General features: G+C 72.9%; 18 protein-coding genes. 13 read left to right on the top strand and 5 right to left on the bottom strand.

From position 1 onward, the window contains the following. Window positions 1–220 precede the first annotated feature (220 nt). A complete protein-coding gene (locus tag AB0L33_RS34880; protein WP_365687763.1) occupies window positions 221–1,204 on the top strand; it encodes a DNA-3-methyladenine glycosylase 2 family protein in 984 nt (327 codons plus the stop codon). Between the two features lie 75 nt (window positions 1,205–1,279). Here the strand turns inward: AB0L33_RS34880 and AB0L33_RS34875 are convergent, their stop codons facing one another. From AB0L33_RS34875 to AB0L33_RS34865, 3 genes are read right to left on the bottom strand one after another with little or no spacing between them, the layout of a single operon-like run. Beyond that, window positions 1,280–2,590 (bottom strand): coenzyme F420-0:L-glutamate ligase, encoded by a 1,311-nt coding sequence (locus AB0L33_RS34875; protein WP_365687761.1) that lies wholly within the window; start codon window positions 2,588–2,590, stop codon window positions 1,280–1,282. Then, window positions 2,587–3,543, bottom strand: a complete 957-nt coding sequence (gene cofD, locus AB0L33_RS34870) for a 2-phospho-L-lactate transferase (RefSeq protein ID WP_365687760.1) — start codon at window positions 3,541–3,543, stop codon at window positions 2,587–2,589. The genes AB0L33_RS34875 and cofD overlap by 4 nt, the downstream gene beginning before the upstream one ends. Before the next feature lie 45 nt (window positions 3,544–3,588). Continuing rightward, on the bottom strand, window positions 3,589–4,083 hold the full coding sequence (locus tag AB0L33_RS34865; protein WP_365687758.1) for a cysteine dioxygenase family protein: 495 nt from the start codon (window positions 4,081–4,083) through the stop codon (window positions 3,589–3,591). A 710-nt stretch (window positions 4,084–4,793) separates the two neighbouring features. On the opposite strand from AB0L33_RS34865, the gene AB0L33_RS34860 reads away from it, so the two are divergent. The 3 genes from AB0L33_RS34860 to AB0L33_RS34850 all read left to right on the top strand — a co-directional run bounded on the left by AB0L33_RS34860 (window position 4,794) and on the right by AB0L33_RS34850 (window position 10,682). Next, on the top strand, window positions 4,794–5,057 hold the full coding sequence (locus AB0L33_RS34860; RefSeq protein WP_018103995.1) for a WhiB family transcriptional regulator: 264 nt from the start codon (window positions 4,794–4,796) through the stop codon (window positions 5,055–5,057). A 289-nt stretch (window positions 5,058–5,346) separates the two neighbouring features. Continuing rightward, a complete protein-coding gene (locus AB0L33_RS34855) occupies window positions 5,347–9,126 on the top strand; it encodes a glycosyltransferase (protein WP_365687757.1) in 3,780 nt (1,259 codons plus the stop codon). Beyond that, window positions 9,123–10,682: a DUF5719 family protein gene (locus AB0L33_RS34850; RefSeq protein ID WP_365687756.1), complete on the top strand. Its 1,560-nt coding sequence runs from the start codon at window positions 9,123–9,125 to the stop codon at window positions 10,680–10,682. Before AB0L33_RS34855 ends, AB0L33_RS34850 begins: the two co-directional genes overlap by 4 nt. A 6-nt stretch (window positions 10,683–10,688) precedes the next feature. Here the strand turns inward: AB0L33_RS34850 and AB0L33_RS34845 are convergent, their stop codons facing one another. Further along, window positions 10,689–11,048, bottom strand: a complete 360-nt coding sequence (locus AB0L33_RS34845; RefSeq protein ID WP_365687754.1) for a metallopeptidase family protein — start codon at window positions 11,046–11,048, stop codon at window positions 10,689–10,691. Between the two features lie 390 nt (window positions 11,049–11,438). Between AB0L33_RS34845 and AB0L33_RS34840 the strand changes: the two genes are divergently transcribed. From AB0L33_RS34840 to AB0L33_RS34805, 8 genes are all read left to right on the top strand, one after another. Further along, window positions 11,439–11,816, top strand: a complete 378-nt coding sequence (locus AB0L33_RS34840; RefSeq protein ID WP_018103991.1) for a DUF3499 domain-containing protein — start codon at window positions 11,439–11,441, stop codon at window positions 11,814–11,816. 59 nt (window positions 11,817–11,875) lie between these two features. After that, window positions 11,876–13,240 carry a phosphomannomutase/phosphoglucomutase gene (locus AB0L33_RS34835; protein WP_365687753.1) on the top strand — a complete coding sequence of 455 codons (1,365 nt, stop codon included), beginning with the start codon at window positions 11,876–11,878 and terminating at the stop codon, window positions 13,238–13,240. Window positions 13,241–13,534: 294 nt separating this feature from the next. Continuing rightward, a complete protein-coding gene (locus tag AB0L33_RS34830) occupies window positions 13,535–13,717 on the top strand; it encodes a Trm112 family protein (RefSeq protein WP_018103989.1) in 183 nt (60 codons plus the stop codon). 63 nt (window positions 13,718–13,780) lie between these two features. Next, complete coding sequence (locus AB0L33_RS34825; protein ID WP_365687751.1) at window positions 13,781–14,917, top strand: SIS domain-containing protein; 1,137 nt, start codon at window positions 13,781–13,783, stop codon at window positions 14,915–14,917. Between the two features lie 46 nt (window positions 14,918–14,963). Further along, entirely contained in the window at window positions 14,964–16,142 is a 1,179-nt protein-coding gene (gene manA, locus AB0L33_RS34820; RefSeq protein WP_365687749.1) for a mannose-6-phosphate isomerase, class I, read from the top strand. An 87-nt stretch (window positions 16,143–16,229) separates the two neighbouring features. Continuing rightward, on the top strand, window positions 16,230–17,315 hold the full coding sequence (locus tag AB0L33_RS34815; protein WP_365687748.1) for a cation diffusion facilitator family transporter: 1,086 nt from the start codon (window positions 16,230–16,232) through the stop codon (window positions 17,313–17,315). Window positions 17,316–17,583: 268 nt separating this feature from the next. Continuing rightward, window positions 17,584–19,041, top strand: a complete 1,458-nt coding sequence (gene ahcY, locus AB0L33_RS34810; protein ID WP_365687745.1) for an adenosylhomocysteinase — start codon at window positions 17,584–17,586, stop codon at window positions 19,039–19,041. Window positions 19,042–19,219: 178 nt separating this feature from the next. Beyond that, window positions 19,220–19,831, top strand: coding sequence for a hypothetical protein (locus AB0L33_RS34805; protein ID WP_365687743.1), 612 nt, complete (start codon window positions 19,220–19,222; stop codon window positions 19,829–19,831). Window positions 19,832–19,834: 3 nt separating this feature from the next. Here the strand turns inward: AB0L33_RS34805 and AB0L33_RS34800 are convergent, their stop codons facing one another. Beyond that, entirely contained in the window at window positions 19,835–20,728 is an 894-nt protein-coding gene (locus AB0L33_RS34800; RefSeq protein WP_365687742.1) for an RDD family protein, read from the bottom strand. Window positions 20,729–20,843: 115 nt separating this feature from the next. On the opposite strand from AB0L33_RS34800, the gene AB0L33_RS34795 reads away from it, so the two are divergent. After that, a complete protein-coding gene (locus AB0L33_RS34795; RefSeq protein WP_365687740.1) occupies window positions 20,844–21,851 on the top strand; it encodes a stage II sporulation protein M in 1,008 nt (335 codons plus the stop codon). The last annotated feature ends 467 nt before the right edge of the window (window positions 21,852–22,318 follow it).

Genomic DNA, 22,318 nt, shown 5'->3' with positions numbered 1-22,318 from the left:
CCATGCACGCACTCTCGCCGCACCGGCCCCAGACCCCGGTACGTCCAGTACAGGGGTCTGGGGCCGGCACAGCGAGAGCACGCACCTGACGCCGCTCGGCCGCCCTGCGGGCGACGACGGCAGTTTGACGACAGGCCCTGGCCCCGGCCCGTGCGCGGACCGGGTGGCCGGAAATCGCCGTACCCTCGACAGGCAGCCCCGACGACCGAGGACCTCATCCGTGGCAGGACGATTCGCTCCCCGCAACGCCCGGCGCGCGCCCGTCCCGCACCAGGCGGCGGCCGGGCCCGTACCGGCGGCGCAGACCCGTGTCTGGACCCCGCCGGGCCCGCTCGACCTGCGCCTCGTCCTCGGGCCCCTGCGCCGCGGCCCCGCCGACCCCACGTTCCGGATGGTCGCCGACGGCTCCGTCCGCCGGTCCAGCCGCACCCCCGAGGGCCCGGGCACGCTCCACGTCGTCGCCCGGGACGGCCGGATCGAGGCGTCCGCCTGGGGGCCCGGCGCGGCCTGGCTGCTCGACCAGCTGCCCACGCTGCTCGGCGAGGGCGACGACCCGGCGGCCTTCACCCCGCGCCACCGCCTCCTCGCCCAGACCCAGCACCGCCGCCCCGGCCTGCGGCTGCTGCGCACGGGCCTGGTGCTGGAGTCGCTGATCCCGTCGGTCCTGGAGCAGAAGGTCACGACGGACGAGGCGTACCGCGCCTGGCGCCTCCTGGTGCGCCAGTACGGGGAGCCCGCGCCCGGCCCGCAGGAGTTCGGCCTCTACGTCATGCCGGACGCCCGCGCGTGGTCGCTGATCCCGTCCTGGGACTGGCACCGCGCGGGCGTCGACAGCAAGCGCTCGGCGACGATCCTGCGCACGGTCCGGGTGGCCCGCCGGATGGAGGAGGCGGCCGCGATGGACCTCCCCGACGCGCTGACCCGCCTCCAGGCCGTCCCCGGCATCGGCCCCTGGACGGCGGCGGAGACCCTGCAGCGCTCCAACGGCGCGCCGGACGCGGTGACGGTCGGCGACTTCCACCTCCCCGGCATCGTCGGCCACGCCCTGGCGGGCAACCGCCACGCGAACGACGAAGAGATGCTGGCTCTCCTCGCTCCGTACGAGGGTCAACGCCACCGGGCGACCCGCCTGATCCTGCTCTCGGGCGCGACCCCGCCGAGGAGAGCCCCGCGCTTCCAGCCGAGGGACATCGCACGGCTGTGAAACCAAGCCCGTCCGGCGATTGAGGACCGGGGTCCGGGGCAGAGCCCCGAAACACCCTCCGCGGCCGCGTCGAGCTCACCGCACGACGACGAAGTCCTCCGCGGACCGATCCACCCGCGGCCCGGGTGCCGCCACCGCGTGCCCCACCGCGACCGCCCCCAACGGGTCCCAGGACTCGGGCAGCTCCAGGACGGACCGCACCACGTCCCGGCAGAACATCGTCGAGGACACCCACGCGGACCCCAGCCGCTCCCCGGCCAGCGCCACCAGGAAGTTCTGGATGCCGGCCCCCGCGGCGACCACGAACATCTCGCGCTCCGCGCCGTCCCGCCGCTCGTCCCCGTACGTGTGCGAACCGTCCATCACCATGCACGGCACCACCAGATACGGCGCCCGGCGCAGCACCTCGCCCCGCCGCACCCGCTTGGCGACCGACTCCTCGCTCTTGCCGTCGCGCCGCAGATCAGCGACCCACGCGTCCCGCATGGCGTCGAGCAGCCGGGTCCGCGACTCGGGGGACTCCAGCAGGACGAAGCGCCACGGCGTCGTGTGGTGCGGCGCCGGTGCGGTCACCGCGGCGGCGACCGCCCGCCGTACCGCCCCCGCGTCCACCGGCTCGTCCGTGAACTCGCGCACCGTGCGCCGTTGCGTCACCGCCTCCCGGACCGCCTCCGAGGTCCCCAGCCGGAACATGTCGTCGGCCGCCACCCGCACCATCGCGCGGGCGCCCTGCTCGTCCGCCGCGTCCACGACGTGTCCGAGCCCGCGCACGACGGCGACGGGCAGCCCGTCCGTCTTGCCCTTGACCAGGTCACCGGCCGCGGCCAGCTCGTCGGCAGTGGCGATCACGGTCGCGCTCAACGGATTGCCGTGCGCGTCCCGCCCGCCCCGCAGGTCGTCCAGCACCCGCACCCCCGCCGCGCCGATGGCGACATCGGTGAGCCCGTTGCGCCAGGGCCGCCCGAAGGTGTCCGTGACGAGGACGCCGACCTCCACGCCGAGCTCCGCCCGCAGCCCGTCCCGGATCGCCCGGGCCGAGGCGTCGGAGTCCTCCGGGAGCAGCAGGACCGTCCCGGCGGGGGTGTTCGAGGCGTCGACTCCGGCGGCGGCCATGACCAGGCCCTGCCGGTTCTCCACGATTCGCAGCGGACCGCGCCGGGCCACCACCCGTACCGTCTCGGCGTCTATGGCCGCTTCCCGGTCGGTGGCCTCGACGATCCGGCCCTCCGCCTTGGAGACGACCTTCGAGGTGACGAGCAGGACGTCACCGTCCACCAGCCCCGGCTCGCACGCCGCGATCAGCTTCGCGAGGTCGTCCCCGGGCCGCACCTCGGGCATCCCGGGCAGGGCCCACACGCGGTAGGAGGGGGCGTCGGCGGCGCTCACGCGCGGACCTCCTGGGCGAGGGCCAGCGCCTGCCGCGCCATCTCGGCGGTGGCGGCGGCATCGGTCATCATCAGCGGGACGGACCGGCAGCGGATGCCCGCCGACTCCACCCGCTCGACCGCCCCCGCGTCCACGGTGTCGACCAGCCAGCCGTCGAGCAGCCCGGACCCGTAGTGCTCGGCGACGGCGGCGGCGGTCGACTCGACGCCCACCGCCGCCAGGACCTTGTCGGCCATCCCGCGCACCGGGGCGTCGCCGACGATGGGGGAGAGGCCGACGACCGGGACCCCGGCCTCGGCGATGGCCTCGCGGATGCCGGGCACGGCGAGGATCGTGCCGACGGACACGACCGGGTTGGACGGCGGGAAGAGGATGACGTCGGCCCCGGCGATCGCCTCCAGGACCCCGGGCGCCGGCTTCGCCTGCTCCGCGCCGACGGGCACGATCGCCCGCGCCGGCACGGCCGCCCGCAGCTTCACCCAGTACTCCTGGAAGTGCACGGCCCTGCTCTCGCCGTCCTCCTCGATCGCCACGTGCGTCTCGACGCGGTCGTCGGACATGGGCAGCAGCCGGACGCCCGGCTTCCAGCGGGCGCAGAGCGCCTCGGTGACGGCACTGAGCGGATAGCCCGCGCCGAGCATCTGCGTACGGACGATGTGCGTCGCGAAGTCGCGGTCGCCGAGGCCGAACCACTCGGGGCCCACGCCGTACGCGGCGAGTTCCTCCTTGACGCGGAACGTCTCGTCGGTGCGGCCCCAGCCCTGCTCCTCGTTGATGCCCCCGCCGAGGGTGTACATCACGGTGTCGAGGTCGGGACAGACCTTGAGCCCGAACAGATGGATGTCGTCACCGGTGTTGCCGATGACCGTGATGTCCGCGTCGGGCGCGGCCTCCTTGAGACCCCGCAGGAAACGAGCACCACCGATACCGCCGGCCAGAACCACAATGCGCATGCAAACAGTTTGTCAGGTGCGGCCTGATTCCTGTCGGGGGGCCGGTCAGGCAGTCGCGGCCGCCGGGGCGCACTGCGCGGCGTGCATCGGCATGTCGGTGAGGCCCGGGTAGTAGATGTGGAGGCTGACGGCCGGTTCCAGGGAGTCGTTGACGACCTCGTGGACGTAGCCGGGCGCGAAGACGCGCTGCGCGCCCGCGCCCAGCGTCCGCTTTCCCCGGTCCGTACGTTCCGTCAGTTCGCCGTCCAGCACGGTCAGGACGCCGGAGGACGGCCCGTGGTCGTGCAGCCCGCTGCCCTGCCCGGGCACCCAGCTGAGGAGCCAGACCTCGTAGCCGGGCCCCTGGCGCAGGCGGTGGTACCAGCGCGTGGTGGCGTCGTAGCGGACGAGCGGTGTCCACTGGTCGCGGTCGGACGCGATGGCTCGGGCGAGTCCGACGAACTCCGCCACGGTGGCGGGATGTTCGGGGGCCGGCCGGAGAAGGTGCTGGACCTCCAGGAGGTCGCCGGCGATCTGGAGGTCACTGTCGCTGCTGTTCATGGAGCGTGGTTCCTCGGCGGGTGCGAGTGCGGCGTGCGGTGCGGGGCTCGTCGCGGGGTCCATGGGCGCCGACGCCGGAAAGACGGAGGGGCGGCGGCCCGGGGAGGTGCGGGACGAGCGGTGCCGGGCCGGAGCGGAAGGGCTACGACGGCGTCGGCGGCATCAACAGCTGAGACAGCTGGAACAGCGACAGCGAGCCTGGACAGCGCTGCGGAACCCACGGGCGCGGGTCGCGTGCGTCGCTGAGGTCACTGGCATGCCATCAAGGAGAACCAAAGAGCTGCCCGGTGTCAACTCGATGCCCGGTTTGGCGGCAATGTTTCACCTCATCCGGTTACTCCGCGCGGAGAAAGGTTTTAGCGGCCCGCAGCGGGGACAGGTGGCGCAACAACCGCGCTGCCAAACGTGGGCGCGGCACCGTGACCCGAATGTGATCTTGGTCGCTTCGGTGATCGAATCGAAACGTGTCCGCGTCCGCAGCGGTTTGTCTCCATGGCGGACGGGAACGCGGTAGAGCCCATGGCATATGTCAGGTTTTTGGTGATTTGAACACTTAACGCATACGGTTGGTGCCGCAGGGTGAATACCGGGGCCAATAGCAGATCCGGGCTTGACCAGCCAGAGCTACACGCTTGTAATTTCACCCGTGTCGTTCGGCCGATTCGGTAACGGCCGCATCACGGGACGCAAGAGACAGACGAGGGGCGCACATGACCGAGCTGTTCCAGCAACTGCTGGTCGAGGACGCGGACGAAGAGCTCGGCTGGCAGGAGCGCGCGCTGTGCGCCCAGACCGACCCCGAGTCCTTCTTCCCCGAGAAGGGTGGATCGACCCGCGAGGCGAAGAAGGTCTGTCTCGCCTGTGAAGTCCGGTCCGAGTGCCTGGAGTACGCCCTCTCGAAGGACGAGCGGTTCGGCATCTGGGGCGGCCTCTCCGAGCGCGAACGCCGCCGCCTGAAGAAGGCCGCCGTCTGACCGGGCCGACCGGCCCGGCCCGCCGCACCCGAACACCACGGCCCGCCGCCTGCACCCGCAGGCGGCGGGCCGTCGCCGTACCCGGCGGGCATCACGGCCACACCCGGAATCCGCGCCGGCCCGTACCCTCGCGCGCCCTCGTTCAACCGCTCCGCGCCACCCCGGTTATCCCTACCGTTAGTGTGGGGCCCCGTCCGAGACGCGCCAACGACCCGACAGAGCGCGCGTGTACACCGATGCAGCCCCCGGGGGGACGTCCCCCGGACCCGGCCGGAGGGCCCGTACCTCGATGTCCGTGCACAGCCAATCAACGGCGCCGTACGCGGCCGCCGCCGCCCCCGAGTTCCCCCGGCATGTCGTCACCGCCGTGCTCGTCTCCCACGACGGCGCGCGCTGGCTGCCCGACGCGCTCGCCGGACTGCTCGGCCAGGAACGCCCCGTACAGAACGTCATCGCCGCCGACACCGGCAGCGCCGACGACTCCGCGCGCCTGGTCACCGAGGCCCTCGGCGCCGACCGCGTCCTGCACCTGGCGCGGCGCACGAGCTTCGGCACCGCCGTGGACGAGGCAGGCCGCACGGCCGGCGTCCTCACCCCGGACGACCTGCCCTACCTGAAGCGCCCCAGCGGCTGGGACCCGGTCACCCGGACCTGGCGCGACGAGGCGTACGAGATGCCCGAGCTGCCGCACGGCGAGCCGGTGCAGTGGCTCTGGCTGCTCCACGACGACTGCGCGCCCGCGCCCGACGCCCTCGCCGAGATGCTGCGCGTCGTGGACAACGACCGGCACGCCGCGATCGTCGGGCCCAAGCTGCGCGGCTGGTACGACCGCCGCCAGCTCCTCGAAGTCGGTGTCTCCATCGCCAACAGCGGCCGCCGCTGGACCGGCCTCGACCGCCGCGAGCAGGACCAGGGCCAGCACGACCAGGTCCGCACCGTCCTCTCCGTCTCCACCGCGGGCATGCTCGTCCGGCGCGACGTCTGGGAGGAGCTGGGCGGCTTCGACCGCAGGCTCCCGCTCATGCGCGACGACGTCGACCTGTGCTGGCGCGCCCACCTGGCCGGCCACCGGGTGCTCGTCGCCCCCGACGCCGTCCTGCGGCACGCCGAGGCGTCCGCGCGGGAACGCCGCCCCATCGACTGCGCCGGCCGCAGCGTCGCCAGCCCGCACCGCGTGGACAAGGCGGGCGCCGTCTACACGATGCTCGTCAACGCCCGCGGCAAGAAGCTGCCCTGGGTCATGCTCAGGCTCGTCCTCGGCACCCTCCTGCGCACCCTCGCCTACCTCGTCGGCAAGGTCCCGGGCCAGGCCCTGGACGAGGTCACCGGACTCCTGAGCACCCTGCTGCGCCCCGGCCGCATCCTGGCCGCCCGCCGCGCCCGGGGGAAGGGCGCCGTCGACGCCGCCGAACTGCGCGGCCTCTTCCCCGCCCCCGGCGCCACCGTCCGCGCCACCGTCGAACAGATCGCCGGAAACTTCGGCGGCGGTTCCGACGCCGACTCCGGCGGCTCCCGGCACGGCGCCGTCGAGTCCGGACCGGGCGGCGACGACGCCGACTACCTGGAGATCGACCAGTTCGCCCGGCTGAAGAAGGTCGGCCGCAAGCCAGGACCGGTCCTCTTCGCCCTGCTCCTCCTGGTCTCCCTCGTCGCCTGCCGCGACCTCATCGGCGGCGGCGCGCTGGCCGGCGGCGCCCTGCTGCCCGCCCCCGGCGACGTCTCCGACCTGTGGGCGCGTTACGCGGACGGCTGGCACCCCGTCGGCACCGGCGGCACCCAGACCGCCCCGCCCTACCTCGCCGTCATCTCCGCCCTGTCCGCGCTCTTCCTGGGCTCCACCGGCTTCGCGCTCACCCTGCTGCTGGTCTGCTCGGTCCCGCTCGCCGGACTCACCGCGTACTTCGTCACCCGCCCGCTGCTGCCCTCACGGCTGCTGCGCGCCTGGGCGAGCGTCGCGTACGCCTTCCTGCCCGCGGCCACCGGCGCCCTGGCGACCGGTCGCCTCGGCACCGCCGTCCTGGCCGTCCTGCTGCCGCTGATCGCGCGCACCGCCGTCTCCGCGCACGGCATGCGCGCCTCCGGGGACGCCCGTGGCAGCTGGCGCGCCACCTGGGCGTACACCCTGCTCCTCACCCTCGCCATGGCGTTCACGCCGATCGTGTGGCCGCTCGCCGTGGTCCTCGGCCTCGGCGTCCTGGTCCTGCGACGCCGCGACATCACGGCGTACGCGCTGCGCTTCCTCGCCGCCGTCGGCACTCCGGTCCTGGTCCTCGCGCCCTGGTCGCTCTCGCTGCTGAGCAGCCCGTCCGCGTTCCTGAAGGAAGCCGGGCTTGAGACCGGTACGGGCTCCGCCTCGGCCCTGGACCTCCTGGGCATCAGCCCCGGCGGGCCCAAGGCGGCGGGCGGCGTCCTGCTCCTCGGCATCGTGCTTGCGGCGCTGGCCGCCCTGCTGCGCGGGGAGCGGCAGTTCGCCGTCCGGACCGCCTGGGTGGCCGCACTGGTCTCCCTCGCGTTCGCCGGGCTCGCCAACGGCTCCGGCTGGGCCGGCCCCGCGACCCTGGTCTACGGCGCGGCCCTCATCGCCGCCGCGCTGGTCGGCGCGGACGGCGCCCGCATCCGCGTCGCCGAACTGAGCTTCGGCTGGCGCCAACCGGTCGCCGCCCTGATCGCCCTCGCGGCGGGCGTGGCCCCCGTGCTGGCCGCCGTCGGCTGGATGATCGACGGCGCGGCGGGCCCGCTGGAACGCCGTGACCCGGTCCAGGTGCCCGCGTTCGTCGCGGAGGAGAGCGGCACCCGCGACCAGCCGCGCACCCTGGTCCTGGGCGGCACCTCGTCCGCCTCCGTCGACTACACCCTCGTCCGCGGCTCGGGCGCCCGGCTCGGCGACGCGGAGCTGGCGGAGGCCCAGGGCGGCAACAGCCACCTCGACAAGGTCGTCGCCAACCTGGTCGCCGGCTCCGGGGCCGACCAGGGCAGCCAGCTCAGCGGCTTCGCGATCCGTTACGTCCTCGTGCGCGACGGGGCACCCAAGCGGATGAGCCGGGTGCTCGACGCCACGCCGGGCCTGAGCCGGCTCAGCCAGCTCGACGGCAGCGCCCTGTGGCGGGTGGACCGGCAGGTCGCCCGGATCATGATCGTCCCGTCCGCCGCCGGCGACGAACCGCTCCCCGTGGGCTCGCAGCCGGTCGAGGCGCACACGAAGATCCCGGCGGGCGGCAACGGCCGGGTGCTGCGGATCGCCGACGCGGCCGACCCCGGCTGGCGGGCCACGCTCGACGGCCGCGCGCTGACCGCCAAGACCGTCGACGGCTGGGCCCAGGGCTTCGAACTGCCCGCCGAGGGCGGCACCCTGGACCTCACCTACGAGGAGCCCTTCACCCACACCGTGTGGATCTGGGCGCAGATCGCGCTCGCCGTGGTCCTCGTGGTCATGGCCCTGCCCGGCCGCCGCCGCGAGATCGACGACGACCTGCCCGAGGAGGCCGAGGCGGTCGCCGCCGAACCGGTCGCGGGCGAGGGCCGCCGCGCCCGCAGGCTCCGTGCCGCCGCCCTGGCCGAGAGCGAGGCCGCGGAGGCCGCCGGGGCCCCCGGACAGCAGGAGGCGGAGAGCGCCCCGGACCTGGACGGGACCGGCGAGCAGCCCGCGTACGTTCCGGCCCAGCAGAGCGCCGGAACCGACGCCGCGGCCACGGAGGACGACGACAACGTCTTCGTACCGCAGCAGCAGTACGGCGACTGGGGCGACGGCCAGGGCCAGTACCAGGACCCGGCCTCGCCGCAGTACCAGGACGGCGCCCCGTACCAGGACCCGCAGTACGCCGGGGGCCGGCAGCAGCCGGACCCCGGCGGCTACGACCCGTACGGCTATCCGCAGTACCAGGACGGCCAGTACGCGGGCCCCTACGACCCGCCCGCGTACGACCCGCGGTCCTATGACCCGAACGGGTACGGCCCCGAGGCCGGGCAGTACGGCGAGCAGCACCCGTACGACCCGCAGAACCCCGAGAACCCCGCCCCGGGCCAGAACCCGTGGCCGACCGGTAACGCATCGCGAGGCGAGTCCGAGTGAAGTCCACCAGCGCCCTGTCCCTCATCGCCGGAGCGGTCGCCCTGGCCGCCGTCACCGGGTTCGCCGCGCTCAACGAACCGTCCGGCGACAGCACGGCCGAAGCGGGGACGGCCGCACGGCTGCCCGTCGAACGCACCAGCCTGCTCTGCCCGGCGCCCGGCCTCTCCGACCTCTCGGAGACGGCGTACACGGCCTTCACCCCGTCCGGCGGCGGAAGCGGCGGCTCCGCCGCGGCAGGCACCGCCGAACTGCTGTCCTCCGCGAAGGACGACGAGGCGACGACCGACGACAAGTCCGACGAGAAGGCCGACGACAAGGACAAGAAGGACAAGGAAAAGAGCAAGAAGGACAAGGCGGGCAAGCCGGTGGTCTCCCTCAAGGAGCCCGGCAAGCCCGCCACCGGCGAGGCGTCGGGCGCGGACTCGCCCGCCCTCATCGGCACCGCGACCGGCCGGTTCGCCCCCGGCTGGACCGCCCAGCAGACCACCACCATCGAGGCGGGCGACGGCCGCGGCCTGCTCGGCATCAGCTGCACCGCACCCGACACCGACTTCTGGTTCCCCGCGGCGAGCACCGCCAAGACCCGCGAGGACTACGTCCACCTCACCAACCCGGACGACACCGCGGCCGTCGCCGACATCGAGCTGTACGGCCCGGACGGCTCCCTGAAGTCCGACGTCGGCGAGGGCATCACGGTCCCGGCGGGCTCCGGCGTCCGGGTCCTGATCTCGACGCTCACGAGCAAGGCCGCCGACGACGTCACCGTCCACGTCACCACCCGCACGGGCAGGGTCGGCGCGGCCGTCAGGACGGCGGACGACACGACCGGCAGCGACTGGCTCACCGCCTCCGCCGAACCGGCCGGCACGGTCGTGCTGCCCGGCATCCCGGCCGACGCGACCTCGGTGCGCCTGGTGGCCTTCGCCCCCGGCGACGACGACGCCGACCTCGGCCTGAAGCTGCTCGGCAAGACCGGCGCGGTCACCCCGGCGGGCCACGAGGAGCTGCACGTCAAGTCGCACATGACCGCCGGAATGGACCTCAAGGACATCACCCGGGGCGAGGCGGGCTCGCTGATGCTGGTGCCCTCCGAGAAGGGCAGGGCCACCCCGGTCGTCGCCGCCCTGCGCGTGGTCCGGGGCAAGGGCGACAAGCAGGAGGTCGCCTACATCCCGGCGACCGGCCCGGTCGGCGCGCGCGCCACCGTCGCCGACAACCGGTCCAAGGGCTCGGTCCTCTCCCTCACCGCCCCCGGCGCCGCCGCGACCGTCAAGGTCACGGCATCGGCCGGCAGCGGCGGCGGTACTCCGGTCAGCAAGACGTACAAGATCGCGGCGGGCACGACCACGGCGGTCACCCCGCCCGTGCCGACCGGCCTCAAGGGCACCTACGCCCTGACGGTCGAGACGCAGTCGGGCGGCCCGGTGCACGCCGCGCGCACGCTGACCGAGACGGTGAACGGCATCCAGATGTTCACGGTCCAGACGCTGCCGGACGACCGGGGCACGGTGGAGGTCCCGGCCGCCCGCCAGGACCTGTCGGTGCTGGACGACTGAGCGGCCCTACTCCTGCCCGTAACGGGGATCGACGGACTCGGGCGCCAGCCCCAGGAGCTCCGCGACCTGCTCGACCACGATCTCGTGGACGAGCAGGGCGCGCTCGTCACGGCTCTTGGTACGCAGCTCGACGGGGCGCCGGTAGACGGTGATGCGGGCGGGCCGGCCCTTCTCGGCGGAGACCGCGTCGCCGAGCGGAACTGTCTCCTCCGCCGTGTCCGGCACCTCCAGGACGACGAAGTCGACCTCCGTCAGCTGCGGCCAGCGCCGCTCCAGCCGCTCCACCGAGTCCTGGACGAGATCGCGGAAGTTGTCCGCGCGGCTCGTCGACAGCGGCACCTGCGGCGGCGCGACGGGCCCGCGCATGCCTCGGCCGTGTCGGTCCCGGCGCCGCGGAGGCGGCTCGGACGGGCTGGGCGGTACGGAACTGTCCATCACCGACGCAGCCTAACCCCCGACGGCCCGCCCGGCCGGAGGGCGAGCGGGCCCACCCCGCCCTGTCCGCTCTTGAGCGATCCGGCCACACCGCAGCCCGTTTCCGGCCCCGCTCGCGACCGCCGGGCCGACGCCTTGTGAAAGGTTCGCGGCACAGCGGTGACCGGAATCATCGCTGTCGCAGTCCTCGCCCTCTCCTCCCGCGCAGGTCAGGGGAGTTGCCCGGGGGGCGCGTGTGCCGGACGTCACAGGGCGACACGGAGGGGTGAGCCGGGGGAGAGTCGTCGCAGCCCGCTCAAGAGTGCGGTACCGTCCAACATCGTGAGCCCTGTACGTCGCTGTTCGCGCACCGCGTGCGGCCGCCCTGCCGTCGCGACACTGACGTACGTCTATGCCGACTCGACTGCGGTCCTCGGCCCGCTCGCCACCTACGCCGAGCCCCACTGCTACGACCTCTGTGCCGAGCACAGCGAGCGGCTGACCGCGCCGCGGGGCTGGGAGGTCGTCCGGCTCTCCGATCCCTCGGCGCCCAGCCGCCCCAGTGGCGACGACCTGGAAGCGCTGGCCAACGCCGTACGGGAGGCCGCGCGTCCGCAGGAGCGGGGCGACGGCACCCAGGGAGGCGGCCGCCGGACCGCCGACCCGATGGAGGTCGCCCGCAGGGGGCACCTCCGCGTCCTGCGCTCACCCGACTCCTGAGGGGCCGTCGGCCGCCGGGTAGTTTTGGCGGTCCGCAGCAACCCCAGGAGGCCCCGCCCGTGACCGCAGACCTGTCGCAGCTCGTGAAGGCGTACGACGTGCGCGGAGTCGTGCCCGACCAGTGGGACGAGGAGCTGGCCGGACTCTTCGGGGCGGCCTTCGCCGAGGTGACCGGCGCGGACGCGATCGTCATCGGCCACGACATGCGCCCCACCTCCCCGGACCTGTCCGGGGCGTTCGCCCGGGGCGCGGCGGAGCGCGGTGCCGACGTCATGGTGATCGGCCTCTGCTCGACGGACCAGCTGTACTACGCGTCCGGGGCGCTGGACCTGCCCGGTGCGATGTTCACCGCCTCGCACAACCCCGCGCAGTACAACGGCATCAAGATGTGCCGGGCGGGCGCGGCCCCGGTGGGCCAGGACACCGGCCTGGCCGAGATCCGCGCGCTGGTGGAGGAGTGGTCCGAGAAGGGCGCCCCCGAGCCGGTCGCGACCCCGGGAACACTCACCGAGCGCGACACCCTCACGGACTACGCGGCGCACCTGCTCTCCCTGGTCGACCTGACGGAGATCCGCCCCCTCAAGGTCGTCGTGGACGCGGGCAACGGCATGGGCGGCCACACCGTCCCCACGGTCTTCGCCGGGCTGCCCGTGGACCTGGTCCCGATGTACTTCGAGCTGGACGGCACCTTCCCGAACCACGAGGCCAACCCCCTGGACCCGAAGAACATCATGGACCTCCAGGCCCGCGTGCCGGCCGAGGGCGCCGACCTGGGCCTGGCCTTCGACGGCGACGCGGACCGCTGCTTCGTGGTCGACGAACGCGGCGAAGGCGTCTCCCCGTCGGCCATCACCGCCCTGGTCGCGGCCCGCGAACTCGCCCGCAACGGCGGCCGGGGCACGATCATCCACAACCTGATCACCTCCCACTCGGTCCCCGAGGTCGTACGCGAACACGGCGGCACCTGCGTCCGCACGAGGGTCGGCCACTCCTTCATCAAGGCCGAGATGGCCGCCCACGGCGCGATCTTCGGCGGTGAGCACTCGGCCCACTACTACTTCCGCGACTTCTGGAACGCCGATACGGGCATGCTCGCCGCCCTCCACGTACTCGCCGCCCTCGGCGGCCAGGAGGGCCCCCTCTCGGCCCTGGTCGCCCAGTACGACCGCTACGCCGCCTCCGGCGAGATCAACTCCACGGTCGACGACCAGAAGGCCAGCACGGCGAAGGTCGCTGCCGCCTACGCCCACCAGGAGAACGCCACCACGGACACCCTGGACGGCCTCACGGTCACCACCCCCACCTGGTGGTTCAACCTCCGCCCCTCCAACACGGAACCGCTGCTGCGCCTGAACGTGGAGGCGGGGGACGAGGAGACGATGAGGCGAGTACGGGACGAGGTCCTGACCCTGATCCGCGCCTGAATCCCACCCTCGCCGCACCATTCCAGCCCCGCCCCGAATCTCCAGCCCCTCCGGCGTTTGAGGAGCGGGGTCCGGGGCCACTCCCCGCCTCCCAGCCCCTCCGGCGTTTGAGGAGCGGGGTCCGGGGCGGAGCCCCGGTTTCGGGAAGGGGCGGGGAGGGGACAAGCGCCCGCCGCAGGCGCAACGCACCCGCCCCCCCCCGCCCCCCACGACACGCACCCCACCCCACCCCAGCGGTAGGCTGACCCCGCCCCCCAAAGGGCCCCGACAACAGACCGCCCGAAGGGACACCCCATGCCGCTCGAAGCCGGCCTCCTGGAGATCCTGGCCTGCCCCGCCTGCCACGCCCCCCTGGACGACCAGACGGCAGCCGACACCCCGGAACTCATCTGCACCGGCACCGACTGCGGCCTCGCCTACCCGGTCCGGGACGGCATCCCCGTACTCCTCGTCGACGAGGCCCGCCGCCCGGCGTAACCGGCTCGACCGGCGTAACCGGCCCGAAGCGGCCGCACCGCACCCGCACCGGAGGACCGCCCCATGCTCGACGAGTCGTTGCTCGACGCCCCCGACGCCCTGGCCCGAGCCGACCGCCGCGACCTGCTCCGCGGCGCCGCCGAGGCCGGGGCCCGGGTCCGCACCGCCGCCCGGCACGCGACGGAGGCCGGGATCACCGAGCTGAAGCCCGAGGGCCGCCCGCGTGCCGTCCTCGTCGCGGGCCCCGGCACCGCCGCCACCGGCGTCGCGGACCTGATCGCCGCCCTCGCCGGCGCCTCCGCCCCGGTCACCCGCATCCCCCCGACCGGCGTCGCCCCCGCCCCCGGCGCGCTCCGCTGGACCCTGCCCGGCTGGGCCGGCTCAGTGGACCTGCTGCTCATCGCCACGGCGGACGGCTCCGAACCGGGCCTCGCCCTCCTCTCCGAGCAGGCGTACCGCCGGGGCTGCACGGTCGTCGCCGTCGCCCCGCTCCGCTCCCCGCTGCGGGAGGCGGTGCACGGGGTGCACGGTCTCGTCGTCCCGATGGCCTCCGCCCCGCACGGCGAGTACGACGCCGAGACGTCGGCCGCCGGCCCCGGCACGCTCTGGGCCCTGCTCACCCCGCTCCTCGCCCTGCTCGACCGCGTCGGCCTGGTCACCGCCCCCGCCGACGCGCTCCAGAGCGTCGCGGACCGCCTGGACCGTACGGCGGAGCGCTGCGGCCCGGCCATCGCGACGTACAGCAACCCGGCCAAGACCCTCGCCGCCGAACTCGCGGACACCCTCCCCCTGGTCTGGACGGAGGGCGAAGCGGCCGGCCCCGTAGGACGCCGGTTCGCCGCGGTCCTGGCGGAGCTCGCGGGCCGCCCGGCCCTCGCCGCCGCACTCCCGGAGGCGCTTCCGGCGCACGGCGGCCTGCTGGCGGGCGCCTTCGCCGCGGGCGCGGACCCCGACGACTTCTTCCGGGACCGCGTCGAGGAGGCGGAACCCCTGCACGCCCGGGTGGTGCTGCTCCGCGACCGCCCGACCGGCGGCCTCAGCGCCGCCCCGGCCGCCCGCGAACTGGCCCTCGGCCACGACACCGCGATCAGCGAGCTCGAACCGGAAGAGGGCAGCACCCTCGAATCCCTCGCCGAGCTGCTCGCCGTCACCGACTTCGCCGCGGTCTACCTGTCGCTCGCCTCGGCCCCCGGCGCCTGAGACACCCGCACCACTCAAGACAGCACAGCAACACAAGGACTGATCCATGGACCGGCTCTCCAACACCGTGCGCCCGTATGCCTGGGGCTCGACCACCGCGATCCCCGCCCTGCTGGGCGTCGCCCCCACCGGCGAACCGCAGGCGGAGATGTGGATGGGCGCCCACCCGGGCGCCCCGTCCCGGATCGCCCGCACCGAATCCGGCACCGCCCCCGTCGAACAGTCCCTCACCGACGTCATCGACGCCGACCCCGCCCGTGAGCTCGGCACGGCGACCGTCGAGAAGTTCGGCCCCCGGCTGCCCTTCCTCCTCAAGCTGCTCGCCGCGGGCGCCCCCCTCTCCCTCCAGGTGCACCCGAACCTGGACCAGGCCAGGGCGGGCTACGCGGACGAGGAGAGCCGGTCCGTCCCGATCGACGCCCCCCACCGCACGTACAAGGACGCCAACCACAAGCCCGAGCTGATCTGCGCGCTCACCCCCTTCGACGGCCTGTGCGGATTCCGCCGGCCCCTGGAGGCGGCCGAGGCGATGGAGGGCCTGGGCGTCGACTCCCTCAAGCCGTACGCGGACCTGCTCCGCGCCCAGCCCGAGGAGGCCGCCCTGCGCGAGGTGCTGACGGCGATCCTCACCGCGGACCCGGACGAGATGGCCGAGACGGTGACCGCCGCGGCGGCAGCCGCCGAGCGGATCGGCGGCGCCTACGCCCCGTACGCCCGCATCGCCCACCACTTCCCCGGCGACGCGGGCGTCATCGCGGCCATGCTGCTCAACTACGTACGGCTCCAGCCCGGCGAGGCGCTGTTCCTCGGCGCGGGCGTCCCGCACGCGTACCTCGACGGCCTCGGCGTCGAGATCATGGCCAACTCGGACAACGTGCTGCGCTGCGGTCTGACGCCCAAGCACATCGACGTCCCCGAACTCCTGCGGATCGTCCGCTTCGAGGCGACCGACCCGGGCGTCCTGCGCCCGGAGGCGTCCCCGTCGGGCGAGGAGCTGTACGAGACGCCGGTGGACGAGTTCCGCCTCTCCCGCTTCGACCTGTCACCCGGCGCCGCCCCCGCCGACCTGACCGCGCCCACACCACAGATCCTGCTGTGCACGGCGGGCACCCCGAGCGCCGGCGACCTCGCCCTCGTACCCGGCGAATCGGTCTTCGTCCCGGCGGGCGAGCGGGTACACGTGTCCGGAGCGGGCACGCTGTTCCGTGCGACAGTGGTGGCCTGACGCACCGTCCGCGACGGCGGCTGCAACAATATGCCGCCACACCGCGGCCGTCGGAGCCGCAGACCGAAGAAGGGACACCAGGAACCCATGAGTGCGTCAGGCGGAACCAAGGCGATCGTGGCGGCACTCGGCGCCAACCTCGCGATCGCGGTGGCCAAATTCGTGGCGTTCCTGTTCAGCGGCTCCTCGTCGATGCTCGCGGAGAGCGTCCACTCGCTCGCCGACTCCGGCAACCAGGGCCTGCTGCTCCTCGGCGGCAAGCGGGCCCAGCGCGAGGCCACCCCACAGCACCCCTTCGGCTACGGCCGTGAGCGCTACATCTACGCCTTCCTCGTCTCCATCGTCCTGTTCTCCGTCGGCGGCATGTTCGCGGTGTACGAGGGCTACGAGAAGATCCGGCACCCCCACGAGCTGGAGGCGTGGTACTGGCCGGTCGGCGTCCTGGTCTTCGCGATCATCGCCGAGGGCTTCTCCTTCCGCACGGCGATCAAGGAGTCCAACGAGTCGCGGGGCTCGCTCAGCTGGACGGAGTTCATCCGCCGCGCGAAGGCCCCGGAACTGCCCGTCGTGCTCCTCGAGGACTTCGGCGCGCTCATTGGTCTCGTCCTCGCCCTCGGCGGCGTCGGCCTGGCCCTCGGCACGGGCAACGGCGTCTGGGACGGCATCGGCACCCTCTGTATCGGCATCCTGCTGATCGCGATCGCGATCGTGCTGGCCGCCGAGACCAAGTCCCTGCTGCTCGGCGAGGCCGCCGGCGCCGACCAGGTCGAGAAGATCAAGGCCGCGGTGGTCGACGGCGACACCGTCACCGGGATCATCCACATGCGCACGCTCCACCTCGGCCCGGAAGAGCTGCTGGTCGCCGCCAAGATCGCGGTCCAGCACGACGACACCGCCGACGAGGTCGCCAACGCCATCAACGCCGCCGAGTCCCGCATCCGCGCCGCCGTCCCGATCGCCCGGGTGATCTACCTGGAGCCGGACATCTACAACGCGGCGGCGGCAGCGGCCGGCACCAACCCGGCCAAGGCCCCCGGTGGCGCCCACACCCCCTCCGGCGCGGAAACCCCCGGCCCGGAAGCGCCCGAGCCCGGAGCCGCCGAGCCCGGCTCCGGGGCAGCCGACACCCCGGCGGCCACGGAGGGCAACGGCCCGGCGGAATCCGGCCACTGACCGCACCGGACCCGCCATCGCGCACCCGACCCAGCCGCTCCCGCCCCGGACCCGCTCCGGTGGACTGGGAGCGGCTGCGCCGTTCGGTGTAGATTCGACGGCAGTGTCAGACGTCGCTGCTGATGGCGGTCGATCGGTCCGTACGCCGGACCGGCCGAGGGAGAGAGGGCCTCCGACGGACTGCGCTGCGAGCGCCCGGGCATTCGTGTGCCCGCCGCCGCAGAGCCGCCCTACCCACCCTCGACTCCACAACGAGGAGCAGCCCGTTATGACGACGGTCGCCAACCAACAGGACTTCAAGGTCGCCGATCTCTCCCTTGCCGCTTTCGGGCGGAAGGAGATCACGCTTGCCGAGCATGAGATGCCCGGTCTGATGTCGATCCGTAAGGAGTACGCCGCGGCGCAGCCGCTGGCGGGGGCTCGTATCACTGGCTCGTTGCACATGACCGTGCAGACCGCCGTGCTGATCGAGACCCTGGTCGCCCTCGGCGCCGAGGTCCGCTGGGCCTCCTGCAACATCTTCTCCACCCAGGACCACGCGGCTGCCGCGATCGCGGTCGGCCCGAACGGCACCCCCGAGGCGCCCGCCGGCGTCCCCGTCTTCGCCTGGAAGGGGGAGACGCTGGAGGAGTACTGGTGGTGCACGGAGCAGGCCCTGACCTGGCCGAACACGCCGACCGGTGGTCCGAACATGATCCTGGACGACGGCGGTGACGCCACCCTCCTCGTCCACAAGGGTGTGGAGTTCGAGAAGGCGGGCGCGGCTCCGGATCCGGCGACGGCGGACAGCGAGGAGTACGCGCAGATCCTCACGCTCCTCAACCGCACGCTCGGCGAGTCCCCGCAGAAGTGGACGCAGCTGGCGTCCGAGATCCGTGGGGTGACGGAGGAGACCACGACGGGTGTCCACCGCCTGTACGAGATGCACCGCGACGGGAGCCTCCTCTTCCCGGCGATCAATGTGAACGACGCGGTGACGAAGTCGAAGTTCGACAACAAGTACGGCTGCCGCCACTCCCTGATCGACGGCATCAACCGTGCCACCGACGTCCTGATCGGCGGGAAGACCGCCGTGGTCTGCGGCTACGGCGATGTGGGCAAGGGCTGCGCGGAGTCGTTGCGGGGCCAGGGGGCCCGGGTGATCGTCACGGAGATCGACCCGATCTGCGCGTTGCAGGCGGCGATGGACGGTTACCAGGTCGCCACGTTGGACGACGTGGTGGAGCAGGCGGACATCTTCGTCACGACGACGGGCAACAAGGACATCATCATGGCCTCGGACATGGCCCGGATGAAGCACCAGGCGATCGTCGGGAACATCGGTCACTTCGACAACGAGATCGACATGGCCGGTCTGGCCAAGATCGAGGGCATCGTCAAGGACGAGGTCAAGCCCCAGGTCCACACCTGGACGTTCCCGGACGGCAAGGTCCTGATCGTGCTCTCCGAGGGCCGCCTGCTGAACCTGGGCAACGCGACCGGGCACCCGTCGTTCGTGATGTCGAACTCGTTCGCGGACCAGACCCTGGCCCAGATCGAGCTGTTCACGAAGCCCGAGGAGTACCCGACCGACGTCTACGTGCTGCCCAAGCACCTGGACGAGAAGGTCGCCCGCCTCCACCTCGACGCCCTCGGCGTCAAACTCACGACGCTGCGCCCGGAGCAGGCGGCGTACATCGGTGTCGAGGTCGAGGGCCCGTACAAGCCGGACCACTACCGCTACTGATCCCGCCACCGGCCCGGAACCGGCCGGACCTCGAACGGTCCGGCCGATCCGGTCCGGCACCGGGCGCTCAGCGCGGCCCGGGCCGACCAGCAGCAGCGACGAACGCAGGCCCCCGCACCCCCGTGTCGGGGGCCTGCGCCGTACCGCACCCGCACGAGCCGAGGACTCGAAGGACCCCATGCCCCGCGGCCGATATTCGCTCCACGATGTCCACGACCACACCCCTCTCGGCGAAGAACACTTCCACTGCGCGCCCGGCCCGTCCGGCTGGCGCTACATCTCCCAAACGACCGCCCCGTCCGGCAGTCACCTGGGATCCGTCGACCTCACCCTCGACGAACTCGGCCGCCCCCTCCGACTCGAACTCCATTCCGCCGACTGGCAGGTCCGCGGTGCCGCCCTGGAGGGCCTCACCTGGGTCCGCACCGACCCGACGGGCACCCACGCCACCGAAGGCAATGTCCGCGCCCACGCCTTCAGCGGCACGTCGCCCGCCTTCCTCGTCGCGACCGCTCGTCTGCTGCGCCTCACCCCCGCTTCCCCCGAGACCCGCGTGCGGGTCGTCACCTTCACGGACCCGGTCCTCGCCCCCCGTACCGCCGACCAGTCCTGGGCCCTGGTGAACAGTGAAGCGCACCCCACTGACAACGGCCCCCTGACGGTGGACGAATACCAGGTCAGCGCCCTGGACACGGGCGAACGGCACACGATCCACCTCGCCGGCGACGTGGTCCTCTCCGCCCCCGGCATCGAACTCGAAGACCTGGACTCCCCACCCTCCGACCGCTGACCCTCAGGCGGGCGGCACGAACCCGGTGGCAGGCGGTCGCCCGGCCGCCTCGTCGGACGTGCCGGCATCGGGGCGAACGGCATCCTCCACCGTTCGTAGGCCGCCCCGAGGCTCCTGCGCGATCCACCCATGCCCCGGCCCGGCATGGGCACCCTGCCACGCCCTGCGCGCGTCCCGTACCTGCCGCTCGTGCACCACGGCGGCCAGGTAGGCAGCGGCCGGGACGCCCGGCGGGGGCGGAGCCCCGGTGCGCGCGGCGACCTCCCCGCCGAGCCGTTCCGCCATGGCCCTGCCCACAGTGGGGTCGAGCTGGTGCATTCGCGTCAAGTACTGCCGCACCGCGAGCCACAGCTCCTCCGGAACAGCCGACAGATCCAGCCCGGAGAACCGCCCGACCAGCCACGGCGGAGGCGGCGGAACGGCCGCGGCCCGTCCCGCCGGCACTCGTTCCCGTACGACGAGCGTCCCCGCGAAGACGTCCCCGAGCCTGCGGCCGCGGGCCGAGACCAGCGACGCGACGACGGCGACGACCCCGAACGTCATCAGGACCTCCACGACCCCCATCGCCCCACGCACGAGAGCGTGACGGAACCGGATGGGCCCCCCGTCGTCCCGTACGACCCGCAGCCCGCAGGCCAGCTTCCCCAGCGAACGGCCGTGGCTCAGCGTCTCCACCGCGATCGGACCACCCACCGGGACCAGCAGAAAGGCGGCGACGGACACGGCGGCCCAGGCGGCGTCGTCCAAGGAACCGCCGGCGAGGGCGAGCCCCAGCGCCACCAGACCGAAGACCGTTCCCACCACGACCAGATCGATGGCCAGAGCCAGGGCACGGCTCGGCAGCTTCGCCGGCCGGAGCCCCAGCACGACCGCATCCCCGGTCACGAGTTCACTCATCGCCCCACCCCTCGTCCGCAGGCCCCTGCCCGGCGGCCCCACAGTCTGCCAAGCTGACCCGCGACGCCACAGTCGTACGACCCGTGCGAACCCATGCCTGGAGCAGCAGCCGACCATGGACCTCGATGTCTTCGTCCGCACCCACCGCGTCGAGTGGGACCGGCTGGACCAGCTCCTGCGCCGGGGGCGCCGGCTGACGGGCGCGGAAGCCGACGAACTGGTCGATCTCTACCAGCGCACGGCGACCCACCTCTCCCTCATCCAGTCCAGTACCCCGGACGCCGTGCTCATCGCGCGGCTCACGCAGCTGGTCGCGCGCGCCCGTTCTGTGGTGACCGGCACCCGCAGTGCGTCCTGGCGCGACGTCGCCCGCTTCCTCACGGCGGGTTTTCCCGCAGCGGTCTACCGCTCCCGGCACTGGTGGATACCCACCGCCGTCCTCTCGACGCTCCTCACCGCACTCATGGGCTGGTGGATCGGCACGCATCCGGAGGTCCAGTCGGCCATCGCGGCCCCGGAGGACCTCCGCCGCATGACGGTCCCGGGCGGCGAGTACGAGACGTACTACTCCAGTCACCCGGCGACCTCCTTCGCCGCGCAGGTCTGGACGAACAACGCCCAGGCCGCCGCCATGTGCCTGGTGCTGGGCGCCTTCCTCTGCGTGCCGGTGCTCTGGGTCCTCTTCATGAACGTGGTCAACCTGGCGGTGGGCATCGGCCTGATGTCGTCGGCGGGCCGCCTCGACACGTTCCTGGGGCTGATCCTTCCGCACGGGCTGCTGGAGTTGACGGCGGTCTTCGTCGCCGCCGGCACCGGTCTGCGCCTCGGCTGGACCGTCATCGACCCGGGTCCGCAGACCCGTCGCGCGGCCCTGGCGCAACGGGGACGCGCCGCGCTCGGCATGGCCATCGGCCTGGCGCTGGTGCTGTTCGTTTCCGGCGTGATCGAAGCCTTCGTAACCCCGTCCGCCCTGCCGACCTGGGCCCGCATCTCGCTGGGCACGGCCGCCGAGCTGCTGTTCCTCACGTACGTGTACGTGCTCGGCGGCCGCGCGGCCCGTGCCGGCGAAGCGGGTGACCTGGACACGGTCGAACGCAGCGCCGAACTGCCGACCGCCGCCTGATGTGCATCCGGCGCCCCTGGCCTGCTAGTCTCCTCTTCGCCCCAAAAAACCGTTGACACGGCGACGTGGGGGAGGTAGATTTAAACGGTTGCCTCGAACTGGACAAGTTCGAGTTCAGCCAGCTAATATCTATCTCGCTCTCGCCGGAAATGGAATTTCCGCAGAGCCATTCGATTCCCACCTTCTGAAGTTCAAGTCGATTAGCTTCGACCGAAACACTTCTGATAAAGTCGGATCAGCCGAAAGGCAAGGCCACTTCAACGGCCGCCGGAATCAAATTCGAACCGGAAACGGAACGAAATGAGTCTGGTAAGGTTGAAACCGCCGAAAGGCAAAAGGGAAGACCCGCTTCGACCGGGAATCGGACACGAAAAAGAGTCTGATAGAGTCGGAAACGCAAGACCGAAGGGAAGCGCCCGGAGGAAAGCCCGAGAGGGTGAGTACAAAGGAAGCGTCCGTTCCTTGAG

Source organism: Streptomyces sp. NPDC052299 (assembly GCF_040679335.1).
Lineage (GTDB): Bacteria > Actinomycetota > Actinomycetes > Streptomycetales > Streptomycetaceae > Streptomyces.
This window is presented reverse-complemented; position numbering and strand designations above follow the sequence as displayed.